The organism is Jeotgalicoccus sp. ATCC 8456 (assembly GCF_016313225.1).
Classification (GTDB): domain Bacteria; phylum Bacillota; class Bacilli; order Staphylococcales; family Salinicoccaceae; genus Jeotgalicoccus; species Jeotgalicoccus marinus.
Map to the genome: position 1 here is coordinate 615,011 of NZ_CP066224.1, position 19,625 is coordinate 634,635.

At 31.3% G+C, this 19,625-nt stretch carries 16 protein-coding genes; 6 read left to right on the forward strand and 10 right to left on the reverse strand.

Annotated elements, in window-relative coordinates:
• The first annotated feature begins 76 nt into the window (after positions 1–76).
• Positions 77–1,198, forward strand: coding sequence for an ATP-binding protein (locus JEM45_RS03225; RefSeq protein WP_198687767.1), 1,122 nt, complete (start codon positions 77–79; stop codon positions 1,196–1,198).
• 11 nt (positions 1,199–1,209) lie between these two features.
• Here JEM45_RS03225 and JEM45_RS03230 read toward each other — a convergent pair whose 3' ends face one another.
• Positions 1,210–2,118 carry an ATP-grasp domain-containing protein gene (locus JEM45_RS03230; protein WP_198687768.1) on the reverse strand — a complete coding sequence of 303 codons (909 nt, stop codon included), beginning with the start codon at positions 2,116–2,118 and terminating at the stop codon, positions 1,210–1,212.
• A gap of 358 nt (positions 2,119–2,476) precedes the next feature.
• On the opposite strand from JEM45_RS03230, the gene JEM45_RS03235 reads away from it, so the two are divergent.
• Entirely contained in the window at positions 2,477–2,911 is a 435-nt protein-coding gene (locus JEM45_RS03235) for a GNAT family N-acetyltransferase (protein WP_198687769.1), read from the forward strand.
• Between the two features lie 16 nt (positions 2,912–2,927).
• The gene (locus tag JEM45_RS03240; protein WP_198687770.1) at positions 2,928–4,109 is read left to right on the forward strand and encodes a hypothetical protein; all 1,182 of its coding nucleotides are present in this window, start codon (positions 2,928–2,930) and stop codon (positions 4,107–4,109) included.
• A 45-nt stretch (positions 4,110–4,154) separates the two neighbouring features.
• On the opposite strand, the gene JEM45_RS03245 is transcribed toward JEM45_RS03240, so the two are convergent.
• Complete coding sequence (locus tag JEM45_RS03245) at positions 4,155–4,982, reverse strand: hypothetical protein (RefSeq protein ID WP_198687771.1); 828 nt, start codon at positions 4,980–4,982, stop codon at positions 4,155–4,157.
• Positions 4,983–5,146: 164 nt separating this feature from the next.
• Here JEM45_RS03245 and istA point away from each other — a divergent pair, with 164 nt between their 5' ends.
• Positions 5,147–6,697 (forward strand): IS21 family transposase, encoded by a 1,551-nt coding sequence (gene istA / locus JEM45_RS03250; RefSeq protein ID WP_026867176.1) that lies wholly within the window; start codon positions 5,147–5,149, stop codon positions 6,695–6,697.
• Positions 6,694–7,449, forward strand: a complete 756-nt coding sequence (istB, locus tag JEM45_RS03255; protein WP_026867177.1) for an IS21-like element helper ATPase IstB — start codon at positions 6,694–6,696, stop codon at positions 7,447–7,449. The genes istA and istB overlap by 4 nt, the downstream gene beginning before the upstream one ends.
• Before the next feature lie 107 nt (positions 7,450–7,556).
• On the opposite strand, the gene JEM45_RS03260 is transcribed toward istB, so the two are convergent.
• The 6 genes from JEM45_RS03260 to JEM45_RS03285 form a co-directional block, all read right to left on the reverse strand.
• Positions 7,557–7,937, reverse strand: coding sequence for a hypothetical protein (locus JEM45_RS03260; protein WP_198687772.1), 381 nt, complete (start codon positions 7,935–7,937; stop codon positions 7,557–7,559).
• A gap of 45 nt (positions 7,938–7,982) precedes the next feature.
• Entirely contained in the window at positions 7,983–8,960 is a 978-nt protein-coding gene (locus JEM45_RS03265; RefSeq protein ID WP_198687773.1) for an accessory Sec system protein Asp2, read from the reverse strand.
• A 10-nt stretch (positions 8,961–8,970) separates the two neighbouring features.
• Positions 8,971–10,557, reverse strand: coding sequence for a heparinase II/III family protein (locus tag JEM45_RS03270; protein ID WP_198687774.1), 1,587 nt, complete (start codon positions 10,555–10,557; stop codon positions 8,971–8,973).
• Between the two features lie 160 nt (positions 10,558–10,717).
• Complete coding sequence (locus JEM45_RS03275) at positions 10,718–12,307, reverse strand: heparinase II/III domain-containing protein (protein ID WP_217623505.1); 1,590 nt, start codon at positions 12,305–12,307, stop codon at positions 10,718–10,720.
• Between the two features lie 57 nt (positions 12,308–12,364).
• The gene (locus JEM45_RS03280; protein WP_198687776.1) at positions 12,365–13,174 is read right to left on the reverse strand and encodes a prolyl oligopeptidase family serine peptidase; all 810 of its coding nucleotides are present in this window, start codon (positions 13,172–13,174) and stop codon (positions 12,365–12,367) included.
• Between the two features lie 9 nt (positions 13,175–13,183).
• The gene (locus JEM45_RS03285) at positions 13,184–14,857 is read right to left on the reverse strand and encodes a heparinase II/III domain-containing protein (protein ID WP_198687777.1); all 1,674 of its coding nucleotides are present in this window, start codon (positions 14,855–14,857) and stop codon (positions 13,184–13,186) included.
• 143 nt (positions 14,858–15,000) lie between these two features.
• Between JEM45_RS03285 and JEM45_RS03290 the strand changes: the two genes are divergently transcribed.
• Positions 15,001–16,110: a glycosyltransferase gene (locus JEM45_RS03290; RefSeq protein WP_198687778.1), complete on the forward strand. Its 1,110-nt coding sequence runs from the start codon at positions 15,001–15,003 to the stop codon at positions 16,108–16,110.
• Positions 16,111–16,164: 54 nt separating this feature from the next.
• Here JEM45_RS03290 and JEM45_RS03295 read toward each other — a convergent pair whose 3' ends face one another.
• Both JEM45_RS03295 and JEM45_RS03300 read right to left on the reverse strand, forming a co-directional pair.
• A complete protein-coding gene (locus tag JEM45_RS03295) occupies positions 16,165–17,331 on the reverse strand; it encodes a hypothetical protein (protein ID WP_198687779.1) in 1,167 nt (388 codons plus the stop codon).
• 349 nt (positions 17,332–17,680) lie between these two features.
• A complete protein-coding gene (locus tag JEM45_RS03300) occupies positions 17,681–19,498 on the reverse strand; it encodes a hypothetical protein (protein WP_198687780.1) in 1,818 nt (605 codons plus the stop codon).
• Between the last annotated feature and the right edge of the window lie 127 nt (positions 19,499–19,625).

Here is a 19,625-nt window from a genome sequence, read left to right on the forward strand (position 1 = left end):
ATCTATTAAGTAATGTTTATTAAATTCTAGTTAGTATGATTTTAGAAATATAATTGATCTGGAGGTTGAAAAGAAATTGAATATACTAACAAAGTTTTTATCAAAAAATAACAAGAAGATAAAGACCAAACATTCAGACGAAAATTTTCTAAACATAATAATAAGAGATATAACTACAAGTATGCAACTAAATGAATACCCTAACGTTACTCAAACCAATAACAACATATTTAAATCAACTATACAAAGTCTAGACCAATTCTCCTATATAGAAAATAAAGATGGTAAATTAAATATATTTTATGGTTCACACAATATTGGCTATATTAAAGGTCAAATTTCTTCACTGAATGAAAGAGAAGGAATTTTAATCACAAGAAATAAATTTGAAACAGAAAATTTATTACGTAAGAACAGGATTAACACCACAAAATCAATATTGTTTAAAAGCGATGCTTATGAATTTGCTAAAGTCTTTGTGGAAACTAAAGGTTATCCTTTAGTATTAAAACCTAATAGCTTAAGCGGTGGACGTGGGGTAACAATAGGTGTTACATCAGAAAATTTCGAGGAAGCTTGGAAATTTGCTACTGATGCTTGTCTAGATCAAGATAAAGATGTTGAAATCATCATTCAAGATTTTGTTGATGGTATAGAATCACGATTCTTAGTTATAAATAATAATTTTTATTCAGCAGTGTTAAGAATTCCTGCACATATTATCGGTAATGGTAAAAGTACCATCAAAGAACTAATCGAAAATAAAAATCTCCTAAGATCAAAAAATCCTTACTTAAGAAAACTCTTGATTAAAATCGACAATCAAACTATAAAGTTTCTAGAAAGCCAGAATTTATCATGTGATTCTGTACTTGAAAATAATAAGATTATTTTCTTAAAAACGAGCTCAAATCTGACTCAGGGAGGAGACAATATAGAGATCAGTACCCTTGTGTCAGATAAAATGAAGGTAATAGCTGAACAAAGTGTTCAAGCTATACCTGGTATAAACTCTGCTGGTGTTGATATTTTATACAACTCTTTTGAAGATCAGGAACCAATTGTTTTGGAAATCAACACCTCAGCCAATTATAAGATGCACCAATTCCCCCTAAGAGGCATTCCCAAATCCCCAGTCTACAAATTACTTTTTTCAATGAAACATAGATACATCCAAGAAAATAATATTAAAGAATAAATAAGAGCTTATCATAAATCAGTTCTTTGATGATCAACTTCGTTTCTAAGATTGTTAAAATTTAGCAAATTTCTAATATAATCATTACTGTTATCAATATCGTAATTTTCTTGTCTTGGATTTAAAAATTGATCAACAGCTACTATTGATTCAACATATAATTTAAAAGGGTTATCTAGTTTACCATAAGTAGGATATGTGGCTAAACTTAGAGCAGGAAACGAATTGATTTCTAAAATTACAGGATCCGGATCATCAAAATTTTTCATCATAACATCTAATCCTCCAGTATATAATCCTGGCATTGCTGCAATTGCTTTTAAAACATTTTCTTTTATATGATCTGACACCATATCAGTGATGTTCACTAATTCCCCTCCAAGTGAGAAATTCGAAACTGACACTAGTAACACATACTCGCCTTTTTTAGGTATATAATTTAAACTTAAATTTTGTGATTTTAGAAAAGATTTTATTCTCTCATTTTTTGGAATGGGACCAATTTTAAGGTGACTATGGCTCTCTCTTTCTTCATTTTTCTTGTTAATTAGATAAGAAATACTATATTTCCCATTACCAATTACATAAGGTGGAACCCTTAATACCATTGAATGAAGTTCTCCCTGAATAACAGTAGCTTTAGCTTCAAACCCCGTTAAATACTCTTGTACTATTATCTTCTTATCCTTTAATTTTACTTCATTTGCATATTCCCAAGCTTCAAAAAATGCATCTTTTTTAACGCCAACAACAACTCCCCTACCAAGAGTAGAAGTTGAGGGTTTTACCACAACAACTTCATCACCGTTAATAAATGTTTCCTCGAATGCTTTTTGTGCATCGTCAGGATCATATAGATTTGATAATGGTGTCCTTATATTTCTTTCTTTTAAGTATTGTTCAGTGGCTACTTTATCCATACCCAATCTAATAGCAGTCTTACTATTGGTTGGATAGGTATTATCAGAGACAGTTGTAAGATAACTATTATCTTTTCTTAATATATCTATGTAATTTCTATTATTTAATTTATAAGTTTTATATTTTATTAGTACGTAAATAATTCAACTGTATTCCCCGGGTTCCAATACTTATATTACTTGGATACTCAGTTTTAGGCATCCCATTAATTTTGCTATAAATATAATGTAAATCTTCGCTGTCATATAATTACCCTCTTTCTTCTTTACATTAAGTATACAACTTTCATTCTAAAAATTTCACATAATAATATTAAACTATAGTATCATTATATTATAAATAAATTGGAGGCATTACATGTGGTACATAAGACAATTTGATGAGCTCAACCTATATGACTTCGAACAAATTCTTAGAATGAGACAGTCAATTTTCATTTTAGAACAAAAAAGTTTCTTTGAAGATATTGATGGAAATGATAAAAAGGCAATTCATATATTCAATAAAGAAAATGATAATATTTGGGCATATGTAAGATTATTAATTTACGATGATAAGATAATTTTAGGCAGGGTAACTGTTAACAAAGCAAAACGTGGAAATGGTAGTGGTAGACAACTACTAACGAAAGCACTTGAATATTGCGATAATCATTTTCCAAATAAAAACATTGAAATAGTAGCGATGAGCTATCTCAGAAAATTTTATAACTCTTTAGGATTCGTATCAACATCTGATGTTTACATTATGGATGATCATCCACATGAGGACATGATATTAAGAAAAAACTAGACCGGAGTGCATATAATTGAACGAAATCATACTTAAAAATTTTTTCAAAAAAATTAGCAATGACCAACCAATCCAATATTCACCGAACATTAAAGTAAATCTGATACAAGTTGCAATGGACGAATTTAAAAATTTAGCAATACCATATAAAAAAGATAGTAAAAGCGAAAATGTGTTACATCTCTATAGTGATTCTGATAGCCCACTTAGATATGTTAAAGGCTTTTATCCGAATAATACCCGACTAGGGAAAAGTATTTGTGCTGACAAATTTTTAACTCAACGATTTTTAGATAATGCATGTGTGAAAACGCCTGTAGGCAAACTGTTCAAACCTGATGAATTAGTGGAAGCCAAGTCTTTCATCTCAAATAATTCTTCAACAAAATATGTTCTTAAACCTGTAAGCATGAGTATGTCTCTCGGAACTTTTTTAAATGTTGATGAAAGTAACCTTGAATCATCTTGGGAAAGATCTTTTAACGTACAGAAAAAATATAAAGTTGAAAACCCCAGAATATTAATTCAAGAGCAAATTCAAGGTTTAGAATTAAGAGTACTTGTAGTTGAGGGTAAAGTTGATTCGGCGGTATTTAGAGGTCCTGGTAATGTTAAAGGTGATGGGCAACACACCATCCAAGAATTAATCGAGATTAAGAACGTTGAACGTTCGCAACATAATTATTTAAATCGTAACCCACTTAAAATTAACGATAATTTATTAGAGAATCTAAAAAATAAAAACCTAACCTTAGAAACAGTATTAGCAGACGGAGAATATTGTATATTATACTCGCAGTCAGATATTGCAACAGGTCGAGAAGTTTTTGAAGTAAGTAAATATTTAGATACAAATATCTTTAATCAAGCACTCGATGCAGTTACTGCTATCCCTGGAGCCCATACTGCTGGTGTAGATATCTTTGTTGAAGATCTTGATGCTACGGAAGGTACTGTTATTGAAGTGAATCTTAACCCAGCACTACAGCTTCATTACTATCCAATGACTGGTGAAAAGACAATGCCTCTTTACGATATATTCAAAAACTGTCAAATAGATAGAAAAATTCTCAATGATGAAATTAATGTTAATAATATAACAGAAGATGAATTAAAAACTATCTTAGATAGATATAAGTATTTATTTAATAAACAAAAGTCGTTATCTAACTCATTCAATATGTTTCTCAATCTATAAACAAATCGATTATTAAGATTAGGCTATCTTAATAATCGATTATTTTTATAGTTTATTTTCATATATAGTTCTTCCTAAAAGATTATGATAATATGCTCTATACTCATTAAAGGTTGCTATCTTCCTAGACTTTCTACGTTCTTCTTGTGTAAGTCCATACCCATAATTAATCTTAAATTTTATAAACATATTCTCAATCATATCTTGATATGGTGTACGAATAGATCCGTAATATGGTAGGTAGTGCACTTTATGATTAGCATTTGTATTTATTTCAATAATATATCCTTGCTTAGACGTTAAGCTATCAGTTAATATATCAACCCCTGCTGTATGAAGACCTGGTACTGAAGCAACAGCCCTTATTGCTAAATCAACTAATTCTTCACTTACAGAATTTGTTATATCAACACTTTCTGCTCCTGCCGCAAGATTTCCTAGATTACTCAGATAAATTATTTCATCTTTATCCAAAATCGATTTTATATCTTTTCCTTGACTGGATAAAAACTTCAATAAATTCCCATCGATATTATAAAGAAATTTATTAAAATAAACGGATTTTTTTCTTTGTGTATTCTTTTGATCTACTAATTCTTCAATTGTATTTATCCCATTACCAACTACATGGGGTTGTACTCTCCAGAGTGCACAAGAATACTTCCCTTCTGCTACACAAATTCTAATATCAAAACCATCCAGATAGCTTTGCAGAATGAAGGAAGGATTTTCAATTAGCCTCTCTTTTTGAATTCTTAAAGATTCTTCATACGCATCTTTGAAATTATCAAAATTAACATCAAATACTATCCCTTTACCTGAACCAAGACTCAAAGGCTTCAATACAAATGTTTCATCATTATGTTGTTCCAAAAATTCTTGTGTGATTACGGCCAGAAAAATGTACCACCTCTGCCATCTTTCTTACCATTAAATGACAAGGAATGTACCAAGTCATGTCAGTATGTTTACCACTACCTCCGATATAATTAATGCGCACACCAATAGGTGTGACATTTTATATCGGAGGTATTTTTATGATTCATTATCGAAAGATATTAGAATTACGTGCTGAAGGCATCAGTCTTAGAGGCATCGCGACCAGTACGAATCATTCTCGACAAAAAGTGACAGAAATTATTGATTTGGCGGAGAAGAAAGAATTAGTCTGTCCATTAGATGAAATAATGACAGATGTATGGATTGAGGCGTTTTTATATCCGGAAAAGACATTGGAGGCATCAGGCAGACAACCGTTAGATTTTGATTATATTCATCAGGAATTAGCGAAACCCAATGTGACGCTCTCACTCCTTCATCATGAATATGAGGCGGAGTGTCGGACGAATCAAAAAATACCGTATTCATATCGGAGCTTTGTCCGGCACTACAGTAAGTATGCAGATAAGCATAAAGCCACTTTACGCATCCGTAGAAAACCAGGGGAAATCATGGAGGTGGATTGGGCAGGATCCACAGCTTTTATCATTGATCGAGATACGGGTGAAAAGTTAAAAGCGTATGTATTTGTCGCCACTCTACCATGCAGTCAATTGTCTTATGCAGAGGCGACCTTGTCGATGGACTTACAGTCATGGATTCGAGTACACAATCATGCGTATGCTTACTTTGGCGGGACGACACAGATTATTGTTCCAGATAATTTGAAAGCGAGCGTGACAAAGCACACGTCTCAAGAGCTTATTTTAAACCCAACATACAGAGAAATGGCTGAGCATTATAATACAGTCGTCATGCCAGCACGTGTGCGGGCACCTAAAGATAAGTCGAGTGTTGAGGGCTCAGTCAGTACGGTTTCTACATGGATTATTGCCGCACTCAGAAATACTCAGTGCTTCAGTATCGATGAATTAAATGAAGCAATTGAACAAAAGTTGGCTGACTTCAATCAACGTGCATTTACACGTAAACAAGGGAACCGACTGTCAGCATTTGAAACAGAGGAGAAATTTGCGCTTTCCCCTCTGCCTGCCACACCGTATAAACTTTCTGTATGGAGAACAGCGAAAGTCCGTCCAGACTACCATGTCTCTGTCGAAAGTATGTTTTATTCTGTGCCTTATGAGTACATTAATCGGCAAGTTGACATCAGACTCTCAGAGACCCTGGTAGAAGTTTATTTCAATCATATGCGAGTGGCCTCTCACAAACGATTATATGGGAAATTTGGACAACTATCTACTATGCGGGACCATATGCCAGATAATCATAAATTATTTGTAGACCAGACACCGGAAGCTGCGATTGAGTGGGCAAACAGTATTGGTTCATGTACTCTGAAGGTCATCGAATATATATTGGATACGGCTCAAATTGAAAAACAAGCCCTCCAATCGATATTTTCACTGAAAAGATCAGAACGTAAATATACAAAGTATGAGATTGAACGAGCGTGTAAAATGGTAATTTCCCTCACTCAACGACCGACGGTCAAAAGCATTCAAACCCTCTTAAAAAATAATAAGAAGAATGATGCCGAACAGACACTGAAACAGAATACAGAAATGACCGAAAACAACTATGGCTTCACCCGTGGCGCATCTTATTATGGAGGTGAGGATAAATGATGAATGATCAGACTTTAACTAAATTACACGAAATGAAATTAAATGGCATGGCTGAAGCCTACCAGGAACAAGCGATGAATCAGGATTTTAAAAAGATGAGTTTTGAAGACCGATTTTCTTTACTGGTCGACTTGGAACATTCCCGTCGTAAAAATAATCGTCTGCAGCGCTTGATTAAAGCAGCGACATTCGTTAACTCAAATGCCAGTGTTGAAGATATTGAGTATCATGCAGATCGTCGACTGGATAAAGATTTGATTTTAAAACTAGCGAGTGGCACTTATATTCATCACGCGCACAACATCATATTAAAAGGACCCACAGGGTCAGGTAAGACATTTTTAGGCACCGCATTCGGTATTTCGGCATGTCGTCAATTGTACAAAGTGAAGTACATTCGTTTACCCGAGCTATTAGATGAATTATCTCTGGCCAAATTATCCGCAGATGGAAGTTACCGAAGAAGTATTAAAAAATATACAAAAGTGGACGTTCTAGTACTGGATGAGTGGTTACTCACTGATTTAACACCTGAAGAAGCAAGTATGCTTTTGGAAATTACAGAAGCCCGTCATAAGGTATCTTCAACCATTTTCTGTTCTCAAATTGACCCAAGTGGTTGGCATTTGAAACTGGGTAATGAAACAATTGCCGAAGCCATTTTAGATCGGATCATCCATGACTCCTATCAGATATTAATTGACGGAGAAATCTCTATGCGTGAACGTCATGGCTTGGAAGGTGGTTTCTAGTCTGGCACTACTGACTAAAAAAGACATCAATTCTTTCTCAACATATGATTACCATTAATTTTTATATGTATTGGTAAGCTTGTTGGCAGGGTGTGGTAAATACTATGTCATTTAGTGGTAAGAAAGATGGCAGAAGTGGTAAAATCTTGTGGCCGTAACCATTGTGCCTCATTTATTTGATCAACAGTAAAAAACTTTGATTTGAGTGTCGGTAAATTCATGGATGTTAAAAACTCTTCTGTTTTATACTTATCTTTACAAATATTATATGCAATATTACTGGTTGTTCCTGGTAACAAACCATTTATTGAACCATACGTATTTTCACCATGATAAAATTCTATTAATCTATCCTTCACTCTATATCTTTTGTGTAAATTTTTTGCACCGTTTTCTACAAAATTAGCTACTACATGATCTTCCATGTTAAAACAGTTGGGTTCTTCTTGTTGTAGTTTTTTCATCATATCAGTTTTAATTTGATTCATAATGCTGGCTCCTTTAACAAAAAGGTATGCATATTTGCATACCTTTTAAAAATTGCCTATTGACTCTACAGTCTGTTTCAAAAATGGTGGAAAATAAGTTGCAAGACCGGAATGGGTGTCATAGTCATCGAGATGAAGTGTAATATTATTGATTTCATTATTTTTGGCAATATCCATAAATGGTTGTACGTGATCCGTAAAATGTGGTTCCCAGTACCCAACATGAATATTAACATCTATATTTTTGAACTCACTATTTTCAACGACATCTAATAGAATAGAGTTAGATTTTTCAATATTTTGCTCATTTATCTCACCGAACATTGATTTAAAAATACTTTTCCCTACACTACTTTCTTCATGCCCTTTTGACAAATACTCTCCCAATAATACTTGTGGTCCGCCTGCAATCACATGACCGCTTCCTAATTTATAGGCATAATATAAAGCAGCAAAACCACCTTTACTAGAACCTGCAAAAATAACATCTTTCATTTCTAAATTTACTTCACTTAAAACCTTTGAGATAATCTTTTGAACAGAAGTCACAACGTCAAAATTCGTATTATAATTCAAATAATATGAAGTTTTAGTTGGTACATTTAGTCCATAGTCATCCTTTATATATAATTGATGTACATTTGAATCTCTAAGCAAGCCTACATAATTATAAGTTGGATTGTGATTAATTGCTTGAAACATTACCAGTAATTTTTTGCTCTTTGGTTTTTTATAGAGTAAATACTTTAGTCCACTTTGACTCTGTCTTTCGGGATATAAGCGTTTATATTCAGTGTTGTCTGACCAGCGCATCAAACCAGTATCTCTGTCTTTACGTCTAACCTGATACTTATATCTATAATTCCAATGTGCTTTCAACATCTTTGAATCAAAAGTGAATATATCGTCTTTCTTTATAATTTGTGTTAGAACGAATTCAGCACTTTCTTTATCTAAAATTACAAGTCTGCTCTCTTCTTGTATATTAAATTCAGACGTAGGATTAAATTTAATTTTGACCATACAAACACCTCTAGATGATAATTTCAAATTCATTACCATCAAACGAATATCTTAAAGAACTGTTTAAGAAATTAACATCTGATAGTAGATCAAATTTTTCTTTTGGCAATATAACTGTAACAAATGTTGAATTCAAGTTTGTTTGTTTTACCAACACTCGTTTATTGTCTTTGTATTCACCGAATGCTCTGGAAACATAGCCGCTGTTTATTTCTGTCATCAAGTTAGAATCATATCTTTCATAAGATTTTAGAATAAATTTCTTATTATTTAAACTAATTTCAAAAGTTAAATCATCAATCTTATTAACCTCTGCATTTTCATTTAAGTTGAAGTTTTGATAGAATAACCCTTTTTCTTTAGAAACAATTCGATCAACTACAAAATAAATATCATCTTTACTGAGAATATTATGTCTGGTAAGTGATGCATTAGCATACAATCGATTTACTCCTGAAACTAATTTATGACCATTTTTGTTAAAATACCTAGTGATTTTCATATCTTTTTGTTCTTTTATTGGGCTTACTAATTTATAGTTTGAATGCGCAATACAAGGTGCACTGTGACCACGTGGTGAAATTAGGTGTTGTCTGATTTCATCTTTAGCATCATAACTATACTTCCCTGAGTCCACTAAGAGTTCTTCACCTGTTAGATATAAACTGACACTTAAATCATCATTATGTTTATGGGTCTGCTTATGATAACCACTTTTAAAAGTCAACATTGAACTTTCTATCTCATTACCTTCATTTTTATTATTAAGTATAGCTATGCCTGCATCAAAATCTATAAAATCATTATAATTTTTCTTTATTCTTGGATCATGTATAGTTCCAGTATCACCAATCATGGGATAGTAGTTATTCGGTTGAATCATATAGTTTTTATATTTTATAGCTAGTTTGATAATTTCAGTCTCATCTCTACCTATACTCAGTTTTAAATCTTTGATTACTTTTTCAAGTTTTCTAAAGATAATTAATACTAAGCGATGATATTCAGGAGAGTTCTCCAAATGGACTCCCTTACGTGTAAAATCTCTTAATAGTGCATACCGAACTCTGTATATTGCCTTATCAGCATACATTCTTTTAAGTTTTACATCAGAAACATATTTACATGCATCTAGTAATCCATAATCCATCATTAGTCCATGATTATTAAATTTATAATGAGTCTCATCATATAAATAATCACAGTGCTCAATAATTATTTTTTCAAAGATTTCATCTTCTAATCTATAATCTAAAGCGCCTTCTTGAAATTCAATTATATTAGAAATCCTTGATGATACAGGGTGCTCTCTCCATGCAAAATTTTGACTAGTAGTATGATCCGTTTGATACCAATCCATAATTATATTTTTAGCGTACACTAGTAGTTGTGGATTGCCTTCGCTTTTTGATATTTTTAATAAATCTATAATAATACCAAGACTATGTAAATATGTCTGATATGTATTTGCATTCTTTACATGCTGGTAGTTCCAGTTTATACCTTCTGATATATCAATTGGTTCAAAACCTTTACGAACAATTAATTGATTATCTAAAAAGGCCTCTACTTTTTCTCTTTCTTTAGCTAATTTCATAATTAACTCCTTACTCTACAACTATTATTAAATAATCTTTGTCTACTTTAATATTACCATAATTGATTATATTTTTATCTTGAATATTGGTATTTATATTTTCAAACTAAAAACACGGTTTATATTATTAAATATAAACCGTGTTTTAGTTAACTTCTCACTATATAATCACTTCGTAATTCTTATCCTTATAGTTATACTTCAACTTGTTATTTACAAACCTAACATCATCTAACATTTCATATTTCTTTTTAGGTAATATTACAGTAATGAATGTCGAGTTAATCTGATTTTGTTTAACTAAAATTCGTTTGTTATTCTCATAATTGCCAAAACTTCTAGAGACATAACCTTGTTTAATTTCCGTTGCAAGATCAGAATCAAATCTTTCGTAAGTACGCAAAATAAATTCTTTAGAACCGATTTTAAGATTAAAAGTGAGTTTGTCTGTTTGCACTACTTCTGCATTTTCATTTATATTGAAATTTTGATAGAACAAATCATTATCTTTAGAAACCATTCTGTCAACTACAAAGTATAAATCATCGTTACTTAAGATATTATGTCTGGTCAATGAGACATCGTCATATAACTTGTTTATTCCTGAAACTATCTTGTGTCCATTCTTATTACTATACTTTGTAATTTTCATCAATTCCTGTTCGATTAATGGATTGACTAGTTTATAATTTTTATTAGAAATACATGGTGCATTATGACCTTTTGGTGATACTAGATGTTTCCTAACTAAGTCTTTACTATCATAGCTGTACTTACCTGAATCAACCAGTACTTCTTCACCCGTCATGTATAAAGTAATACTCAAGTCATCATTATGCTTATGTGTTTTCTTGTGATATCCACTTTTGAAAGTGAGCATTGTACTATCTTTTTCATTAACAACATTTTTGTTATTTAATACAGCAATTCCAGCATCATAGTCAATAAAATCATTATAATTTTTTTTGATTCTAATATCCTGAATGGTCCCTGTATCTCCTATCATTGGGTAATAATTGTTAGGTAGAATTATTCTTTTTTTATACCCATCAGCCAATTTTAAAAGCTCTGTTTCTTCTTTACCTATACTAATCTTAAGTTCTTTAATAACTCTCTCTAACTTTCTAAAAATTGAAATGACAAGTCTATGGTATTCAGGTGAGTTTTCAAGATGTACGCCTTTTCTTGTAAAGTCACGAAGTAGTGCATATCTCACACGATAGATAGCCTTATCTGCATAAAATCGTTTAAGTCGTTTATCCGTAATATGTTTACAGGCATTTAGCAAACCATAATCCATCATCAGCCCATGGTTATTGAACTTGTAATTTCTTTCCTCGTATAAAAACTCACAGTGATCAATAACGATCTTTTCGAATAAATCATTATCTAACTTATAATCACCTGCTTTTTCCTGAAACTCTATAATATTGGAAATACGTGAAGAAACAGGATGTTCTTTCCATGAATAATTTTTAACAGTTTTAGGGTTTTTCTTATGCCAATCAATGATTATATTTGTGGCATGCTCTAATAATGTTGGGTTGCCATCTTTCTTAGAAACAATCAATAAGTCCGTGACAATTCCTAAGCCATGCATATAAGTTTGATAAGTATTAGCACTCTTAGCATGCTTATAGTTCCAATTTATACCCTTTGAGATATCAATAGGGTCGAAACCTTTTCTTACAATAAACTTATTATTTAAAAATGCTTCTACCTTTTCTCGCTCTTTTTCAATATTCATCATTTACTCCTTTATAACAGAGTTTATATTCTTTTTTAAAACCTCATCCAGTATAAATTATTAAAATATGTCTCTGCTTAATAGTAAGTTAATTGAATTTACCGCAGGATCTTTATCTAGAGGTGTATGCCCCTTTTCTTTATCAAAATAATTAATAAAGATTATTTTCTCCAAATCTAATTCGTACTCTTTCATACTCTTTATGAATGGATTAACATGAAACTTTAAATCATGATGTGAAAATTGGTTCTGGATATAATAAACTTTTGGAACATAGTTAGTGTATTTAAACGCCTCAGCAACATTCACTCGTTCTGGAAAATCTTTATACGCCTGATCAATATTTCCATAACTTAATTCTAATAATGGGTATGAGTGTCCTTCATGATAACTTCTCACATCAGTTTGTGGATTATTAACAATAGAAAAACTATCAGTATGCATTGAAGCTAAAACCATCGACATAAAACCGCCGGCTGAAGAACCATAGTAACAAATTTTAGTATCTTCTATTTTTAAAAGTTTAGAGATTTTCTTTACCATCTCACTATAAACTCTTAGAGCGAATTCCTTAGAATTACCTTGTCCCCATCCAAGATTTAACTGTGTGTTATGAATAGTTGGATCATCAAGGTATATTAGATTCCCATCAATATCTCTTGCCCATTTACTTCTCATAAAAATGGGTGGTGCTTTCTTCTCATAATTCACTGCTCCATTAGAAAGTACAACTAAATTATCAAATCTTTCTTTGACATAAACGAGCACATTATATTCAAAAAAGTCTGTTCTATACGTTATGTTATTGCCCACACCCGCTTCTAATTTCAAGTTATCAATTTCATTTAAATTATCAATAGTATGATTCATATATGCTCCTTAGAAGTTAATAGTATATTTTTTGTCATCACAAGCTACATATAAAGTCCTATTTTCCCGATGAACTTCAATAGGTATATCCACTTGTCCATCAACAATACTGAAGATATTTACAGGTGATTCGTTAGTGTTATATTTTAGGTTATTTCTAAGTTGTGTCGTCTCCACAACTTCATTAAAGACAACACTATTTATAGCTTTATATGGTTCGTTCTCTTTATCTCCAATCACTCTGTCAAATGCAATATTATTGTGGTTTGTAAGTATTAAAGACTCGTTACCATTTACCAATTTGTATGAACTATTATTTAATTTAATAGTTTCCACTTTATGATGTAAGTTGAAATTATGCAGCACTGAAATATCTTCATACGCTGTTACTTCATCTACTAGAATTGTTACCTGATGCTGTTTTAAATATAAAATTGTTCTTGAAAGACTACCTTCATCATAACTATTATTTGTTCCTTTAACTAAGAAATAATTCTCATTTTCGAAGTGATAATCAAATTTGACCTTTTTTCTAAAGCGATTATCATCATCAATTTTATAATTTGTATGATTGATGAAAACCCCACTGTGTCCCTTGAAAGATTTTACATAGCTTCTATAGGGATGTTTTGAATAACTGAACTTACCAGGGTCTACAAAGAAGTCTTTGCCTTTATAGAATAAGTTAAAACTTAAATCGTCAATATGCTTATGAGTCGTTGAGGCATATCCACTTATAAATGTTAGGAAATACTCATTTCTTTCTTCCTGAATTATTGATAAGCCTGCAGCATAATCAATGAAGTTTTCATAATTTTTATTGATCTTAACTACACCATTACCTGAATCCCCAATCGAAGGTATTATCTTGTTGGGTTTTGTAAATATGTTTTTAAGTATGCTTGCCCTATTCAATAATGCAACAATGGTTTTCCCGTATGTTTTACCACTGTTTCTTAAATATTTTTGTAGCTCAATATACATATTCGTTACCATATTATGATACTCTGGAGAATTCTCTAAGTGCAGTCCCGTATAGCTGTAGCTATGCCAAAAAGTATCAATGGAACGATAATAACCTATATTAAATATCGCATCATCATTAAGTACATTACCAAAAATCATCAGTGACCTATCCATCATTAATCCATGGTTATTTCTTCTGTAATTTTTGTCTTCAGCCAAAAATTGACTATGGTATTTTAATATATTTGCATATTGATTTTCATTTATTTCATGGACATCTTTAGCTAAGTATAAATAATAAATAATAACCTGAATACGTTGGGCAGTCGGATGATCATACCAAACCATATTACTACCTATATTATTTGTAGTGAATTCAATCCAATTTTCAATATAATCTCTAGCTTTATCTATGTATTTAACGTCTTTACTACTATCATATGTCGTAAGTAATTCATTAACAAACCTCAATGAATGAATGTATAGTTGATAGCTGTCTCCATATTTATCATCTACAGTATCCCAGTCTTTTGTTTCAATTAATTTAAATGATGTAAAGTTTGGAAATGGAACAACAATGTTATTCATAGCACTTTCAACAATTTCATCTGTATATCGTGACCTCTTAGTCAGTGAAAGTACATCAAAGTCTTTTATATCAACACTTTCTTCTATTTCACTATTGTTATCTAAATAATTTTTAAAAAGATTCTCCATATAAAATCCCCCTCATAAAATAATGAAATTTCCTATGCTATAATAGGGTCATTATTTATCTTCATTTTATACAATTTTATCACAACATATAGAAGTTATATGCACATAAATTAAAAAGTACATAGAAGGAGTGAATTACAACAATGAATATCCTTTATTTATTACACTTTAATGCACCAATGGGTGGTTTGCATGAAAACTTGTATTCATCAGCACTATTTATGAATAACAATAATCAAAATGTATGGATTGTTATAAAAGAAGGTCCACTGGCTGAAAGATTAAGACATAATGGTGTGAACACTATCATTGTGGACTATAAATATATAAGTGAAACTTTAAATGCTATCAGAAATACTAATGTAGATTTTGATATTGTTCACACCCACCCAGGGCTGTCAAGAAAAGCCGCCTTACATATCTCTAAAGAATTTGATATTCCTTTAGTTATGACATTTCATGGTATGTGGGCTGACAGCTTACATTTATATCACGACCGTATCAATTCTATCATCTGTGTATCAGAAGGAATTAAAGACTATATTAAAACACAAACAGAGAATATCGGAGATAAATGCTATGTAATCCCAAACGGTTATAATGATAAACTCTTTACTAATTTAATCAGTTTTGACCCTACACAAAAAAATCTTAATATCGGCCTGGTTACAAGACTTGATGAAGATAAATCATTTATACTTGATATCTTTTTGATTGCATTGAAATATCTTAAAGATTATGAGGAATTCACTTTCACTTTTAAGATAATTGGAACAGGAAAAAAACAAGATGAATTTCTTCAGTCTTGTAAGGACTTACTCAACGGTACCAAACATAGAATAGAATTTACCGGATGGCTAGTAGATGAGTCACTTATAAAAGCCTATAGTGAATGCGATATTATATTTGCACCCGGTAGATCTGCAATTGAGTCGATGGCCAGCGGGAAACCAACAATTGCTGTCGGCAGTAAGAAATTTATAGGTCTGATTAAACATGATAATTGGAAAAAAGGTGTTTACAATAACTTCGGTGGATATGGTAACAAGTTTAAAGATTATATAAATGGTTCATTAGAAACAGATCTAGATTTTCTACTCAGTGATACTACAAATATTAATTTAGTCGGTGATTTTTCATACCAGATTGCTACCAACTACTATCCAGATTCTTCGTTAAATCAAAATCTACTTACTATTTATGAAACACTTGTACTAGAAGACACACTTAGAAAAAGATATCTAAAAGCCTAAATCCATACTTTTTATAGAAAAAGCGTGAAGAAAATTATTCTTCACGCTTAATTTTTACACTTCTCTAATTGTAATCTTCCCTGCTTTTTGCCAAGAAGGTGCATCATAATCTCTTTCATATCTGAGAACCAAATTCACTTCGGATTCCACATTTATAAATTTGCCATTGAGGAATTCATCTATATTAAACTCTTCGCCACCGTGCTCGACTTTAATTCTATGTGAGTTTTTAGGATTATCGAAATATGACTCAATTAAGACCATCCCATTATTTTTCTTTTTATAGGTAATTTCGAACCTGTCCTGACTGCTTATAGATGTTCTGGCAGGATAGAACGTTACTCCATCATCCAAAATCTTTCCATCTAAATTATCAGTTACTTTAATATCGTTGTTTGAAGCTTCTCTTAAGAATGGATCATTAATCTTATATTGTTTCATTTCTTCAGTTAAATTCTTGTTCTTCTTTTTAACTTTCTTATACTTTTGCATTAGAGTTTCACCTTTTGCAAAGTCATAAAAGTCAATCGACGGGTGCAGAATACTAATAATACGGTCTAAAGGTTTGAATTTTTTCTTGTCTTGATAGTCATATACTCTCTCCTGTATAGCAACTACATTAAATGGATCAAACATTAAATGATTTTTCTTTTCATTTCTATACCTTAGATTATTTAACAGGTTGTATTCTGCATTGACTCTGCTTTTTAGTTCATCTGAATCAAGCAACATATTTTGTTTAAATTGAACAATGTCATTAGAGTGTTCATCTACTTCTTTGGCTATAAAAGAATCAAAGTCCATCAAATGAGTATTAACCATATATAATGTTGATGGTTCTGTTTCTTCATCTAAAAGTTCCATTTTGTAATCGCGTGATAGCCATTTAGCAATTTTAATAGATATTTCATCATGTTCTCTAAGGTTCAACACTTTATTAACCAATGCTGGATACATCAAAGCAAGAATAGCTTTATTCATTTTATTTCTTCTAAAATTTAAAGTAAGATTTTTATCTGTAAAATACTTATACTGATTCTCTAGCAAATCAAAGATTGTACGTTCAATTCTCTCATCAGTTAATTTATTTTTAGCTATTTCAATTCTTGATGTTGAGAAATCATTCAAATTCAAAATAATAAAACCATTCAGTGGAGCTAAATTATCTGATTCAAGCGTAGTAACCAACTGATTCTCTTTGTCATAATAGTTGGGAGTCATACTCACAGCATCAGTTACTAATGACCATATTTCATCATTTCTAAATAAAATTATAAAATGGCCATTTAAATATTTCAGTTCATCGTTAATGTTTTCATAGTTTACAAGAAGTTTCTTTAGAGTATTCTCTGTATCTAATTCTGGCTCTCTGACATCAAAACAATATCCGTATAAGATAATTGATTTATAAGATAATTGATTTAGTATCTAGATCATATTTTGAAAAAATATCATTATTATTGTAATAGAGGTTTAGACCCTCTCCCAGTTCGACATTGTTACTATACTCTCCTACTGCACCTTTAGAGACTTCAAAACTATTTAACATAATTACCTCCGAAAATTTGAATTATATATTACTGATTTGAACTCTACCTGCATTTTGCCATGAAGTTTTGTCAAATCCATGATTGTAATCGATTCTAATCATCAATTCTTTAAATGGTTCAAGTGTTAATTCATAACCATCATATAGATCAACTATGTCGATTGTTTTATATGTCTTATTCTCCAACTTCATAATTCTTACATTTATATACTTACGACCGTTCTCTTTATTAAACAAGCTTTTAATATTCAGTACTTTTGGTTGATGTGTATTGTTCTTCGCTTTGAAAACATACTGATTCTGAGGACCTGTTATTTCAGAATCCGGTTTGATCGTTATAGTGTTATCTGTTTTTTCTAGTTCTAACTGATTTAATTCATAAATCTTAAGACCATTTATATAGATATTACTTAAACCAACTTTATTATAATCTAGATTGATATCTTTTTCATTAAAACCAACAAATAAAAGAGCTGGCCAATACTTATTAATTAGTTTTGTATATAAGACCTTGTCTCTACGCTCTTGAATAGATGGAGATTGTATCAAATCTATAATTCGTCTAGTGTTCACGAAGATAAAATCAAGAAGAGCTGGATCCGTTTCCTGGGTTACATTACTATGCCAATTCCCCATACGGCTTTCCAAGTGGAACATTTCAAAAAAGTGTCTGCCCCGACCTACATTCTCACTTTGCAAGTTCCGTTCAAAATAAGATTTCACTATTTCTGGATAGTTAGCCGATTCTTGAGCTTCTTTCGAAACACCGTGAATAAAATCTCCCATCTCTTCGTATGTATCAGCAGAGTGACTTTGAATTAACGGAAAATCTGACTTACCCATCCCAAACACAGTGGATTTGATGTGTAATACCTTATTAAATCTTCTTTTGTTTTCAAAGTAATCAATTAGTGGATATGAGTGAGATGACTGTAATACTTTCTTATAGTAATCTCTTTCTTCACCTTGTATATCATAATCAGCTAAATTGACCATCGTATGATTTAAATTCATATTGTCTCTTAAAGATTTAGTGATAAACATGTCAATGTCATATATCTCTTGCGCACGTTCACTTAACCTTTTGAGATTTGGATGTATGTACGTTATATACTCTATCTTGTCATTAATTTCACGTGTTAAAGCTAAGGATACTCGTGAGTCATAACCACCAGTTAAGGTAAGCACAATATCATTATTCCAATTTTTCAACCAAATAAGCATTTGCTCAAAGTATATTTCTAACTCTTTAATAATCAAATCTATATCCTTATTTACCATTTCCTTCTGCGGATAATATCTGTTAAATTCACCGGAAGATAAACTCAATGACAGACTCGGGTTAAATTTAAAAACATCTTTATATCTGGTAAAATCAAATGACCCTTTCAGTTCATCTTCAACAAGACTGACAACTTCTCCTGTTGCCTCAATAATGTCTTTAATAATGACGTCATGTGAAGAAATAATTTTCTTATCCGCTGAGTAATTGATTGGTAGTAATGCACTTGCATCAGTATATATCTTTATATCATCAGATTTTCTTACTATTAAAACGTAACGACCATTAATAAAATCAAGCCCATCTTCAATGTTTTCTACTTTCGTTAGTCTCTCGAGGATATCTAAATCCTGCAGACTTCCATTTCTAATATCCAATGCATAGCCTAGCAGGATAAGTTTATTTTGATTTTCCTCATAGACTTCCACATCAAGATCATTACTATGATAAAGTGACCATTCTTCATTGATTTTTTTACTATCACTTTCTAAGAAACCGCTTACCTTTTTGTTTGTAATGACGTATGAATAGTTATAATTTGTCTCGTTGACTCTCATATACTCTGCTCCTAACGGTTGCAATATTCTTTTGATTATACCATTTATATATATGTTATTATTGTACTTATAAATTTGAAATAATTAAAGTCCCTACACATTTTATAAAGGCCATTCTAAATACATT

Excerpts from the sequence above, each read along its gene's own strand:
- JEM45_RS03280 (WP_198687776.1), bottom strand. The coding sequence starts at position 13,174 with ATGAATCATACTATTGATAATTTAAATGAAATTGATAACTTGAAATTA.
- JEM45_RS03295 (WP_198687779.1), bottom strand. The coding sequence starts at position 17,331 with ATGACTCCCAACTATTATGACAAAGAGAATCAGTTGGTTACTACGCTT.
- JEM45_RS03235 (WP_198687769.1), top strand. The coding sequence starts at position 2,477 with ATGTGGTACATAAGACAATTTGATGAGCTCAACCTATATGACTTCGAA.
- istB (WP_026867177.1), top strand. The coding sequence starts at position 6,694 with ATGATGAATGATCAGACTTTAACTAAATTACACGAAATGAAATTAAAT.
- JEM45_RS03285 (WP_198687777.1), bottom strand. The coding sequence starts at position 14,857 with ATGGAGAATCTTTTTAAAAATTATTTAGATAACAATAGTGAAATAGAA.
- JEM45_RS03230 (WP_198687768.1), bottom strand. The coding sequence starts at position 2,118 with ATGGATAAAGTAGCCACTGAACAATACTTAAAAGAAAGAAATATAAGG.
- JEM45_RS03275 (WP_217623505.1), bottom strand. The coding sequence starts at position 12,307 with ATGATGAATATTGAAAAAGAGCGAGAAAAGGTAGAAGCATTTTTAAAT.
- JEM45_RS03300 (WP_198687780.1), bottom strand. The coding sequence starts at position 19,498 with ATGAGAGTCAACGAGACAAATTATAACTATTCATACGTCATTACAAAC.
- JEM45_RS03290 (WP_198687778.1), top strand. The coding sequence starts at position 15,001 with ATGAATATCCTTTATTTATTACACTTTAATGCACCAATGGGTGGTTTG.
- JEM45_RS03270 (WP_198687774.1), bottom strand. The coding sequence starts at position 10,557 with ATGAAATTAGCTAAAGAAAGAGAAAAAGTAGAGGCCTTTTTAGATAAT.
- JEM45_RS03265 (WP_198687773.1), bottom strand. The coding sequence starts at position 8,960 with ATGGTCAAAATTAAATTTAATCCTACGTCTGAATTTAATATACAAGAA.
- JEM45_RS03260 (WP_198687772.1), bottom strand. The coding sequence starts at position 7,937 with ATGAATCAAATTAAAACTGATATGATGAAAAAACTACAACAAGAAGAA.
- istA (WP_026867176.1), top strand. The coding sequence starts at position 5,147 with ATGATTCATTATCGAAAGATATTAGAATTACGTGCTGAAGGCATCAGT.